Annotated in this window: 9 protein-coding genes and 1 tRNA gene; all 10 read right to left on the bottom strand. The window is 35.3% G+C overall.

The window, feature by feature from the left end; genetic code table 11:
• The gene (gene rpoC / locus BC952_RS05410; protein ID WP_091164755.1) at positions 1–4,314 is read right to left on the bottom strand and encodes a DNA-directed RNA polymerase subunit beta'; all 4,314 of its coding nucleotides are present in this window, start codon (positions 4,312–4,314) and stop codon (positions 1–3) included.
• A 242-nt stretch (positions 4,315–4,556) separates the two neighbouring features.
• Complete coding sequence (rpoB, locus tag BC952_RS05405; RefSeq protein WP_121364560.1) at positions 4,557–8,369, bottom strand: DNA-directed RNA polymerase subunit beta; 3,813 nt, start codon at positions 8,367–8,369, stop codon at positions 4,557–4,559.
• Between the two features lie 276 nt (positions 8,370–8,645).
• The gene (gene rplL, locus BC952_RS05400; RefSeq protein WP_091202326.1) at positions 8,646–9,014 is read right to left on the bottom strand and encodes a 50S ribosomal protein L7/L12; all 369 of its coding nucleotides are present in this window, start codon (positions 9,012–9,014) and stop codon (positions 8,646–8,648) included.
• Positions 9,015–9,104: 90 nt separating this feature from the next.
• Positions 9,105–9,617, bottom strand: a complete 513-nt coding sequence (gene rplJ / locus BC952_RS05395) for a 50S ribosomal protein L10 (RefSeq protein ID WP_113637845.1) — start codon at positions 9,615–9,617, stop codon at positions 9,105–9,107.
• A gap of 22 nt (positions 9,618–9,639) precedes the next feature.
• Entirely contained in the window at positions 9,640–10,329 is a 690-nt protein-coding gene (rplA, locus tag BC952_RS05390; protein WP_039109061.1) for a 50S ribosomal protein L1, read from the bottom strand.
• 13 nt (positions 10,330–10,342) lie between these two features.
• Positions 10,343–10,780 carry a 50S ribosomal protein L11 gene (gene rplK / locus BC952_RS05385; RefSeq protein WP_035639405.1) on the bottom strand — a complete coding sequence of 146 codons (438 nt, stop codon included), beginning with the start codon at positions 10,778–10,780 and terminating at the stop codon, positions 10,343–10,345.
• A gap of 68 nt (positions 10,781–10,848) precedes the next feature.
• Complete coding sequence (gene nusG / locus BC952_RS05380; RefSeq protein ID WP_121364559.1) at positions 10,849–11,400, bottom strand: transcription termination/antitermination protein NusG; 552 nt, start codon at positions 11,398–11,400, stop codon at positions 10,849–10,851.
• Between the two features lie 10 nt (positions 11,401–11,410).
• On the bottom strand, positions 11,411–11,608 hold the full coding sequence (gene secE, locus BC952_RS05375) for a preprotein translocase subunit SecE (RefSeq protein ID WP_066082297.1): 198 nt from the start codon (positions 11,606–11,608) through the stop codon (positions 11,411–11,413).
• Positions 11,609–11,625: 17 nt separating this feature from the next.
• Positions 11,626–11,696, bottom strand: a tRNA-Trp gene (locus BC952_RS05370).
• 62 nt (positions 11,697–11,758) lie between these two features.
• On the bottom strand, positions 11,759–12,946 hold the full coding sequence (gene tuf / locus BC952_RS05365; protein ID WP_113637849.1) for an elongation factor Tu: 1,188 nt from the start codon (positions 12,944–12,946) through the stop codon (positions 11,759–11,761).
• Positions 12,947–12,990: the final 44 nt, after the last annotated feature.

Below are 12,990 nucleotides of genomic sequence, written 5' to 3'. Positions count from 1 at the left end.
TTAATAAATATATTCTTCTTTGTTAGCCATCATATCATTGTAATCTTCTTTCGAACCTACAATCGTATTATCATATTCTCTCATACCTGTTCCGGCAGGAATTCTATGTCCTACAATTACATTCTCTTTCAATCCTTCTAAGTAATCGATTTTACCTGCAACAGCAGCTTCGTTCAATACTTTAGTAGTTTCTTGGAAAGATGCAGCAGAAATAAACGATTTAGTTTGCAACGATGCTCTTGTAATACCTTGTAAAACTGGTGTTGCTGTTGCAGTAACAACATCACGAGCCACAACAAGATTTTTATCCGTACGTTTCAATAAAGAGTTTTCATCACGCAACTCACGAGGCGTAATAATTTGACCTTCTTTTAATGCACTAGAATCTCCAGCATCTTCAACCACTTTCATACCGTATAATTTATCATTTTGAACGATAAAATCTTTAGTGTGAATCAATTGATCTTCTAAGAATAAAGTATCACCTGGATCTTGTACTCTTACTTTACGCATCATTTGACGTATTACTACTTCAAAGTGTTTGTCGTTGATTTTTACCCCTTGCAAACGGTATACTTCTTGAATTTCATTAACCAAATACTGCTGAACAGCAGCTGGTCCTTGAATTCTTAAAATGTCATCCGGAGTAATTGCACCATCAGATAAAGGCACCCCTGCTCTTACGAAGTCATTTTCTTGTACTAGAATTTGGCTTGATAATTTAACCAAGTATTTTCTAATATCACCGAACTTAGATTCGATAACCACCTCACGGTTTCCTCTTTTGATTTTTCCGAAAGAAACAACACCATCGATTTCAGAAACAACTGCTGGGTTTGAAGGATTACGAGCTTCTAATAACTCCGTAATTCTAGGTAAACCTCCTGTAATATCTCCTGATTTAGAAGAACGACGCGGGATTTTTACCAATACCTTACCTGCTTTAATTTTTTCACCATTTTCAACCATCAAGTGGGCTCCAACTGGTAAGTTATAAGAACGAATCAATTCATTGTCTTTACCGTAAACCAATAAAGTTGGAATTAATTTTTTAGCTCTAGATTCAGAAATTACTTTTTCTTGGAAACCAGTTTGCTCATCAATTTCAACCATGAATGATTGACCTTGCTCTAATTCTTCGTAAGCAATTTTACCGGTAAATTCAGAAACGATAACTCCATTATATGGATCCCATTTACAAATCACATCTCCTTTAGCAACAGATTGACCATCTTTTACAAAGATACTTGAACCGTAAGGGATATTATTTGTACTTAATAAGATACCTGTTCTTTCATCAATTAATTTCAATTCAGTAGAACGAGATACAACAATATCAACTGCATTACCTTCACTATCTTCACCTTTAACAGTTTTTAAATCTTCAATTTCAAGTTTACCATTAAATTTGGTAATGATACTTGATTCTTCAGAAATACCACCCGCAACCCCACCAACGTGGAATGTACGTAATGTTAATTGTGTTCCAGGTTCTCCAATAGATTGTGCTGCAATAACACCAACTGCTTCACCTCTTTGTGTCATTTTACCAGTAGCTAAATTTCTACCGTAACATTTTGCACAAATACCTTTCAACGCCTCACAAGTTAATGGTGAACGCACTTCAACTTTCTCAATTGGAGAAGCGTCAATTGCTTTCATTATAGCTTCTGTGATTTGTTGTCCAGATTGAATTAAAACTTCATTGTTCAAAGGATTAATAAGGTCTTGCAAAACAACACGTCCTAAAATTCTTTCTCCTAATGATTCAACAATTTCTTCATTTTTCTTCAATGCTGAAACTTCAACACCTCTAAGAGTACCACAATCTTCGATATTAACAATAACATCTTGAGATACATCATGCAATCTTCTTGTTAAATATCCTGCATCGGCAGTTTTCAATGCCGTATCCGCAAGACCTTTACGCGCACCGTGAGTAGAAATAAAGTACTCAAGGATAGAAAGACCTTCTTTAAAGTTAGAAAGAATCGGGTTTTCAATAATTTCACCACCACCAGCAGTAGATTTTTTTGGCTTAGCCATCAAACCACGCATACCGGTTAACTGACGAATTTGCTCTTTGGAACCCCTTGCTCCAGAATCAAGCATCATATACACTGAGTTGAAACCTTGTTGGTCTTCTCTAATGTTTTTCATTGCTAACTCTGTCAATTGAGCATTTGCTGAAGTCCATACATCAATAACTTGGTTGTAACGTTCGTTATTGGTAATAAGACCCATGTTATAATTAGCAGAAATACCTTGAACTTGTTCTCTGGCGTCTGCAATTAATTTAGGTTTTTGATCTGGAATTCTAATATCACCAAGAGAGAATGACAATCCACCTTTGAAGGCAAATTTGTACCCCATGTCTTTCATGTTATCCAAGAAAGCAGCTGTTGTAGGTACATCAGTAGAACTTAAAACGTGCCCAATAATGTCTCTAAGATTTTTCTTAGTTAATACATCATTGATATATCCAGCTGCTTCCGGTACTACTTCATTAAATAATACACGACCAGCAGTTGTTTGAATAATTTTAAAAACTAATTCTCCAGCTTCATTAAAATCTTTAGCTCTAATTCGAACACGAGCATTCAATTCTACTCTACCTTCATTCAAAGCAATATTTACTTCTTCAGCAGAATAGAAAGTGATTCCTTCACCTAAAATCTTAAGTTCCGGAGTTGATAAACGTTCTTTGGTCATATAGTATAGACCCAAAACCATATCCTGAGAAGGTACTGTAATTGGAGCTCCATTTGCAGGATTCAGAATATTGTGAGAACCCAACATTAAAAGTTGCGCTTCCAAAATAGCTTCTGGTCCTAAAGGCAAGTGAACTGCCATTTGATCCCCATCAAAATCCGCATTAAATGCAGTACAAACTAAAGGGTGCAATTGGATTGCTTTTCCTTCAATTAATTTTGGTTGGAATGCTTGAATACCTAATCTGTGCAAAGTAGGAGCACGATTCAGTAATATTGGGTGACCTTTGATTACATTTTCAAGGATATCCCAAACTACAGGCTCTTTCTTGTCTATTATTTTCTTAGCTGATTTTACAGTTTTTACAATTCCTCTTTCTATCAATTTACGGATAACGAAAGGTTTGTATAATTCTGCTGCCATATCTTTTGGGATACCACATTCAGATAATTTCAATTCAGGTCCAACAACAATTACCGAACGAGCAGAATAATCCACACGTTTTCCAAGTAAATTTTGACGGAAACGTCCTTGTTTACCTTTAAGGGAATCAGATAATGATTTTAATGGTCTGTTTGATTCAGTTTTTACTGCAGATGCTTTACGCGTATTATCGAAAAGTGAATCTACAGATTCCTGCAACATACGTTTTTCGTTTCTTAAGATAACTTCTGGAGCTTTAATCTCCATTAATCTTTTCAAACGGTTGTTACGTATAATTACACGACGGTATAAATCATTTAAATCAGAAGTTGCAAAACGACCTCCATCAAGTGGCACAAGCGGACGTAATTCAGGTGGAATAACTGGTACCACTTTCATAATCATCCATTCAGGACGATTCTCACGGTTCAAGTTAGACTCACGGAAAGATTCAACAACTTGTAATCTTTTTAACGCTTCAGTTTTACGTTGTTTAGACGTTTCATTGTTAGCATTATGTCTTAATTGGTAAGACAATTGATCTAAATCAATTCTTGCTAATAAATCCATAATACATTCTGCTCCCATTTTGGCAACAAATTTATTAGGATCAAAATCATCAAGATATTGATTGTCAGCAGGAAGTGTATCTAAAATATTTAAATATTCTTCTTCTGTCAAAAAGTCAAGTCTTTGCAAAGATTCACCTTCTGCATTTTTAGCAATACCAGCCTGGATAACTACGTATCTTTCGTAGTATATAATCATGTCTAATTTCTTAGATGGAAGACCAAGGATATAACCAATTTTGTTTGGAAGAGAACGGAAATACCAGATATGAGCAATTGGCACAACAAGATTGATGTGACCTACTCTGTCTCTACGTACTTTTTTCTCTGTAACTTCAACACCACAACGGTCACAGATGATTCCTTTGTAACGTATTCTTTTATATTTACCACAAGCACATTCGAAATCTTTAACTGGTCCGAAAATTCTTTCGCAGAAAAGACCATCACGCTCAGGTTTGTGCGTTCTGTAGTTGATAGTTTCAGGTTTCAATACTTCACCTCTTGATTCTTTCAAAATAGATTCAGGAGAAGCAAGTCCTATTGAGATTTTATTAAACCTTTTTACAGGGTTTTTATCTTTATTGTTATTATTTCTATTATTCATCATAGTTTTTACTATTGATTTATTTGCAATTAAAAAATTGATTTTATGGAGATGTAGATCAACTACTTCTCGACATATTACCTCGGGTTACTTCTCTAAACTTCAAACAATTTTTGAAGTGCTAGTTATAAAATCTTTTGAGATTTTATAAAAAATCGGAACGGGTTACGGGTCTAAATCCTAAAAACTTCTATAAATGAGTAATCAGCCCCAATAAAAATCGGGACTGATTACTAAAATTTTATTTATTCTTCTAAACGAATGTCTAGTCCAAGACCTTTCAATTCATGCATTAATACATTGAATGATTCTGGTAATCCTGGTTCTGGCATAGATTCACCCTTAACGATTGCTTCGTATGTTTTAGCTCTACCAATAACATCATCAGACTTCACTGTTAAGATTTCTCTAAGCGTACTTGATGCTCCATAAGCTTCAAGTGCCCAAACCTCCATCTCTCCAAAACGTTGACCTCCAAATTGAGCTTTACCTCCAAGTGGTTGTTGTGTAATCAACGAATATGGACCTATAGAACGTGCGTGCATTTTATCGTCAACCATGTGTCCAAGTTTCAACATATAGATTACTCCAACTGTTGCAGCTTGATGGAAACGCTCTCCTGTACCACCATCATATAAATGTGTATGTCCAAAACGTGGTACTCCAGCTTCATCAGTCAATGCATTGATTTGATCAAGAGATGCTCCGTCAAAAATTGGTGTAGCAAATTTTCTACCCAAGTTCATTCCAGCCCAACCAAGAACAGTTTCATAAATTTGACCAATGTTCATACGTGAAGGTACACCAAGTGGGTTCAATACAATATCAACTGGCGTTCCATCTTCAAGGAAAGGCATATCTTCATGACGAACGATACGAGCAACAATACCTTTGTTACCGTGACGTCCCGCCATTTTATCCCCAACTTTCAGTTTACGTTTTTTGGCAATATATACTTTAGCTAGTTTCAAGATTCCTGCTGGCAATTCATCTCCAACAGTAATAGTGAATTTCTCTCTACGTAATGCACCTTGTAAATCGTTCAATTTAATTTTATAGTTATGAATTAAATCATTAACCATTTTATTAGTTGCATCATCAGCAACCCATTGACCTTTACTTAAGTGAGCAAAATCTTCAACAGCATAAAGCATTTTTTGTGTGTATTTTTTACCTTTTGGTAAAACTTCTTCACCCAAATCATTCATTACACCTTGAGATGTTTTTCCGTTTACGATCAAGAAAAGTTTTTCAACTAATTTGTCTTTTAATTCAACAAATTTAACTTCAAACTCCATTTCAAGAGCTCCTAAAGCATCCTTGTCCTGAGTACGTTTACGTTTATCTTTTACTGCTCTTGCGAACAATTTTTTGTCTAAAACAACACCATGTAAAGAAGGAGACGCTTTTAATGAAGCATCTTTTACATCACCTGCTTTGTCTCCGAAGATTGCACGAAGCAATTTCTCTTCAGGAGTAGGATCTGATTCCCCTTTTGGAGTAATTTTTCCGATAAGAATGTCACCAGGTTTAACCTCGGCTCCAATTCTAATCATACCATTTTCATCTAAATCTTTAGTAGCTTCTTCAGAAACGTTAGGTATATCGTTCGTTAATTCTTCGTTACCCAATTTAGTATCTCTAACTTCTAATGAATAATCATCCACGTGAATAGAGGTAAAAATATCGTCACGAACTACTTTTTCAGAAATTACAATCGCATCCTCAAAGTTGTAACCTTTCCATGGCATAAAGGCAACTTTTAGGTTTCTACCTAAAGCCAATTCACCATTTTGAGTTGCATATCCTTCAGATAATACTTGTCCAGGAACCACTCTATCCCCTTTTCTTACGATAGGTTTAAGGTTGATACTTGTACCTTGATTGGTTTTTCTAAATTTAATTAGATTGTATGTTTTTTCATCTGGTTCAAAACTTACCATTCTTTCTTCTTCAGAACGGTCGTATTTGATAGTGATGATATTTGCATCAACATATTCTATAACTCCATCTCCTTCAGCATTAATCAATACTCTAGAATCAGAAGCTACTTGACGCTCTAAACCAGTTCCAACAATAGGAGCTTCAGGACGAATTAATGGTACGGCCTGACGCATCATGTTAGATCCCATCAAGGCTCTATTCGCATCATCATGTTCCAAGAAAGGAATTAAAGATGCAGAAATCGAAGCAATTTGGTTAGGAGCAACATCTGTATAATCTACTTTTGATGGTTCAATTACTGGGAAATCACCTTCTTGACGTGCAATTACGTCTTCGGCAGTAATTTTACCAGTAGCATCCATTTGAATGTTTGCTTGAGCAATTAACATTCCTTCTTCTTCTTCAGCACTTAAGTAAACTGGAGTAGACTCTAAATCTACAACTCCATTAGTTACTTTACGGTAAGGTGTTTCAATGAAACCCATTCCGTTTACTTTAGCATAAACACCAAGAGATGAAATCAAACCAATGTTTGGTCCCTCTGGAGTTTCAATTGGACATAAACGTCCGTAATGCGTATAGTGAACGTCACGTACCTCAAAACCTGCTCTTTCTCTTGAAAGTCCACCAGGTCCTAGTGCAGATAATCTTCTCTTGTGCGTAATCTCGGCAAGTGGATTCGTTTGATCCATAAACTGAGACAATTGGTTTGTACCAAAGAAAGAGTTGATTACAGATGATAATGTTTTAGCATTAATCAAATCTATTGGTGTAAACACCTCGTTATCTCTAACGTTCATTCTCTCACGAATAGTTCTAGCCATACGAGCTAAACCAACACCGAATTGTTGAGACAATTGTTCTCCAACTGTTCTTACACGACGGTTTGATAAGTGATCAATATCGTCAATCTCAGCTTTTGAGTTGATTAATTCAATCAAATATTTCACGATAGTTATGATATCTTCTTTGGTCAAGACTTGCTTTTCCATTGGAGTATCCAACCCTAATTTTTTATTAATTCTATAACGACCTACTTCACCTAAGTTGTAACGTTGATCAGAGAAAAATAATTTATCTATAATACCACGCGCCGTTTCTTCATCAGGCGGTTCAGCGTTACGTAATTGTCTGTAGATATGCTCAACAGCCTCTTTTTCAGAGTTTGTTGGATCTTTTTGCAACGTATTATGGATGATAGCATAATCACCTTGATTAGCATCTTCTTTATGAAGCAAAATAGATTTAACGTTAGAATCAATGATTTCTTCCACATTATCTTTATCGATAATTGTATCTCTATCAAGGATTATTTCGTTACGTTCGATAGAAACTACTTCACCAGTGTCTTCATCTACGAAATCTTCGTGCCATGTATTCAAAACACGAGCAGCTAATTTTCTACCGATATATTTTTTAAGTCCTGTTTTAGATACTTTAATTTCCTCTGCAAGATCAAAAATCTCAAGAATATCCTTGTCTCTTTCGAATCCAATAGCACGGAATAAAGTAGTTACAGGTAATTTTTTCTTTCTGTCGATATAAGCATACATTACACTGTTTATATCCGTAGAGAATTCTATCCAAGAACCTTTAAAAGGAATTACTCTGGCAGAATACAATTTTGTACCATTTGCATGGAATGATTGACCAAAGAAAACACCAGGAGATCTGTGTAATTGAGAAACAACTACACGCTCAGCACCATTAATAACAAAGGTACCACTCGGCGTCATATAAGGAATTGTACCAAGATAAACATCTTGAACAATAGTTTCAAAATCTTCATGTTCTGGATCCGTACAATATAGTTTTAACCTTGCTTTTAAAGGCACACTATAGGTTAGACCTCTTTCTATACATTCTTGAATTGTATAACGAGGTGGATCAACAAAGTAATCAAGGAATTCCAATACAAAGTTATTTCTTGTATCAGTAATTGGGAAATTTTCCATGAAGGTATTGTAAAGCCCTTCGTCGCCTCTTTCGTCAGATTTAGTTTCTAATTGAAAAAAATCTTTAAACGATTTAACCTGAACATCTAGAAAATCTGGATAGTCAGGAATGTTTTTTGTAGAGGCAAAATTCAATCTTTCAGTCTGATTTGTTATCATCAATGGACAAAATTTTGATTAAAAAAGTAATTTTTTTGTACAAATAAGGATTTATTTATACTTTTCTTCTACAACCATTACATCTTTAAAAACCAATTTAAGATAACTACTTTCTTATTATCTGTTAATTTTTTTTCCTCGTAATGGGTAAAATGAATTTGATTTAAAAGACTATACTGCAATTACACAACCTAGACTTTTGTTATACGAAAAATGGTTTAGGTCATTGGGTGACTAAACCCAAGACCTAAACCTTATTCATTAAACTGAGTTTAACTATTTAAGCTCAACAACAGCTCCAGCTTCTTCTAAAGATTTTTTAAGACCTTCAGCCTCTTCTTTAGAAACACCTTCTTTTACATTACTTGGTGCGCTATCAACTACATCTTTAGCTTCTTTCAAACCTAAACCTGTAAGTTCTTTAACTAATTTTACAACTGCTAATTTAGAAGAACCAGCTTCTTTTAATACAACTGTAAATTCTGTTTGAACTTCTTCAGCAGCAGCTTCACCACCACCTGAAACTACTACAGCTGCAGCAGCTGGTTCGATTCCGTACTCATCTTTTAATATTGTTGCTAATTCGTTAACTTCTTTTACTGTTAGGTTAACTAATTGTTCTGCGAATTGTTTCAAATCTGCCATTTTTTCTATCGTTTTAAAATGATTTGTAAAAATATAATTTATTTATTGTGCGCGTTTTTTAAATAAAATTAGAGTAAAACCCTATTTTCATTATGCTTCCACTTCTTCTGTAGCCTCTTCGCTTTTTGCGAATTGGTTTTGAAGAGCAGAAATAACTCTTTGTGCTGGTGACTGCAATAATCCAATAAGTTCGCCGATAAGCTCTTCTTTAGATTTAATAGTTGCTAGTGCATCTAATTGATCGTCTCCAATATAAACTTCAGAGTTAATATAAGCTCCCTTTAAAATAGGTTTAGCTGATTTTTTTCTGAAATCTTTGATAATTTTACCAGGAGCGTTTGCTATTTCAGAAATGAATATAGCGCTATTACCAGTCAAAACTGAAGGTAAATCTCCATAATCATTAGCTGAAGCTTCCATTGCTTTTGCAAGCAAAGTATTTTTAACTACTTCTAATTTTATACCTGCTTTAAAGCAAGCTCTTCTCAAGTTTGAAGTTGTTTCTGCATTCATTCCAGAAATATCAGATACATAAACAATGTTTGTACCAGCTAACTGTGCAGTTAAAACTTCAATCGCGATTGATTTTTCTTCTCTAGTCATACTAAAAATTTTTAACTACCAATTATACTGCTTTAGGGTCCAATGCAATTGCAGGACTCATAGTGCTAGTTAGGTAAATACTTTTGATGTATGTTCCTTTAGCAGCAGTTGGCTTAAGTTTGATTAATGTTTGAATAATTTCGTGCGCATTGTCAACGATTTGCTCGCTACCAAAAGAAATTTTACCAATTCCTGCATGCACAATACCAGTTTTATCAACTTTAAAGTCAATTTTACCAGCTTTAACCTCTTGAACAGCTTTTGCAACATCCATAGTTACAGTACCTGTTTTAGGGTTTGGCATTAAACCTCTAGGTCCTAATATACGACCTAATGGACCTAATTTACCCATAACAGAAGGCATAGTGATGATAACATCAACATCTGTCCAACCGTCTTTAATTTTTTGTAAATAATCGTCAAGACCTACATAATCTGCACCAGCTGCTAAAGCTTCCGCTTCTTTATCTGGAGTAACTAATGCTAATACTTTAACGTCTTTACCAGTTCCATGAGGCAATGTTACCACACCTCTAACCATTTGATTCGCTTTTCTTGGATCTACACCCAAACGTACTGCGATATCAACAGACTCATCAAATTTTGCAGAAGCAACTACTTTTATCAATGCCGCGGCATCTTTAAGAGAATATAGTTTGTTCTTTTCAATTTTTGAAGCAGCCTCTTTTTGCTTTTTTGTCAATTTTGCCATGTCTTTCTCTTAATTAAAAAGGAGAATCTCCTGATACAGTTATACCCATAGACCTAGCAGTTCCAGCAATCATGCTCATAGCAGATTCGATTGTGAATGCATTTAAATCTACCATTTTATCTTCAGCGATTGCTTTGATAACGTCCCAAGTAACGCTTGCTACTTTTTTACGATTTGGTTCACCTGATCCTGACTTTAGCTTTGCAGCTTCCAATAACTGGACAGCAGCTGGAGGAGTTTTTACAACAAAATCAAATGATTTGTCTTTATACACAGTAATTTGTACTGGGCATATTTTGCCGGGTTTATCTTGAGTTCTAGCATTAAATTGCTTACAGAATTCCATGATGTTTACCCCAGCAGCTCCTAAAGCAGGTCCAACCGGTGGCGACGGATTCGCAGCACCTCCCTTAACTTGTAGTTTAACTACCTTACTAATTTCTTTAGCCATTTTTTAAAAAATTTAACATTACAATCATTGGAAGCGATTATAATGGATATTATAGATGTAACAAAAAATTATACTTTTTCAACTTGCATAAAACTCAACTCCAACGGTGTTTTTCTTCCGAAAATCTTAACCATTACTTCAAGTTTACGCTTTTCTTCATTTATTTTTTCAACAGTACCGTTGAAACCATTAAAAGGTCCATCAATAACCTTAATTGTTTCTCCAATATTGAAAGGAATTGAACGGGTATCCGTATTCACAGCAAGCTCATCCACTTTACCTAACATTCTGTTTACTTCTGAAATTCTCAAAGGAACAGGCTCTCCACCTTTTATTTCACCTAAAAAACCAATAACACTTGTTATAGACTTGATAATATGAGGTATTTCACCAATAAGATTCGCTTCAATCATAACATAACCAGGAAAATAAACTTTGTCTTTGATTATTTTTTTCCCTTCTTTCACAGTAACGACTTTTTCAGTAGGAACTAAAACTTGCGAAACATAATCACCCATACCTAACCTTGCGATTTCAGTTTCGATGTATGCTTTAACTTTGTTTTCCTGTCCGCTTACCGCTCTAACGACATACCATTTTTTAATACTACTATCTGCCATAACAAAAAAATTAAGCTTTTATCCAGTTAAAAAATCCAGCTAAAGCTTTTGCGAAAATTTCATCAACTCCCCAAGTTGCCAAGGCGAATAATACTGAAAAAACAGCAACAACAATCGTTAGACGTTGTACCTCAGGCCAAGCTGGCCAAGTTACATTTGACTTTAATTCCTCAAATGCTTCTGATATGTAATTTACAACTTTTGTCATTATGATTTATTTTTTTGCACGGGCGGAGGGATTCGAACCCCCATCAACGGTTTTGGAGACCGCTATTCTACCCTTGAACTACGCCCGTTAGTTAAAGCCAGCGATTTTTCAGTTATGAAAATCAACTGGCTTTATATAATTTTTAGGATATTAACCTACAATCTCAGTTACTTGTCCAGCACCTACAGTTCTACCACCTTCACGGATAGCGAAACGTAAACCAACACTCATTGCGATTGGGCTTAACAAAGAAACATTAATAGTTAAGTTGTCTCCTGGCATTACCATCTCTACACCTTCTGGCAAAGTAATAACTCCTGTTACGTCAGTTGTACGAACGTAAAACTGTGGACGGTAGTTATTATGGAATGGTGTATGACGACCACCTTCTTCTTTTTTCAAGATATAAACCTCAGCTTTGAAAGTAGCATGTGGTTTAACTGAACCTGGCTTAATGATAACCATTCCTCTCTTGATAGATTCTTTATCAACACCACGCAACAATAAACCTACGTTATCTCCTGCTTCACCTCTATCAAGGATTTTACGGAACATCTCAACTCCTGTAATAGTAGAAGTTAATTTTTCAGCCCCCATACCAATGATCTCAACAGCATCTCCTGTATTAGCAATACCAGTTTCGATACGACCTGTAGCAACAGTTCCACGACCAGTAATTGTAAATACATCTTCAACCGGCATCAAGAATGGTTTTTCAGTATCACGAATTGGCTCTTCGATCCAAGAATCTACAGCAGCCATCAATTCAATAATTTTTGGTACCCAAACTGGATCATTGTTCAATCCACCCAAAGCAGAACCTTGAACAACTGGACAATTATCACCATCATATTCATAGAAAGACAATAAGTCTCTAATTTCCATTTCAACAAGTTCCAATAATTCCTCATCATCAACCATATCCACTTTATTCATGAATACAACCATTCTAGGAATACCAACCTGACGTCCTAAAAGGATATGCTCACGTGTTTGTGGCATTGGTCCATCAGTTGCAGCTACCACAAGAATAGCACCATCCATTTGAGCAGCTCCTGTAACCATGTTTTTTACGTAATCCGCGTGACCTGGACAGTCAACGTGAGCGTAATGACGATTAGCAGTTTCATACTCAACGTGAGATGTATTAATTGTAATACCTCTTTCTTTTTCTTCAGGAGCATTATCAATTTGATCAAATGATTTTGCTTGACAGTAACCAGCATCAGATAATACTTTTGTGATTGCTGCTGTTAAAGTAGTTTTACCGTGATCTACGTGTCCGATCGTACCAATATTTAAGTGTGGTTTCGAACGGTTAAAGGTTTCTTTTGCCATTTTACTTAATTTTAATCTTGTTATATATTAATTTTTATTTCCTA

The sequence above is a fragment of the Flavobacterium limicola genome, from assembly GCF_003634755.1.
Lineage (GTDB): Bacteria > Bacteroidota > Bacteroidia > Flavobacteriales > Flavobacteriaceae > Flavobacterium > Flavobacterium limicola.
This window is presented reverse-complemented; position numbering and strand designations above follow the sequence as displayed.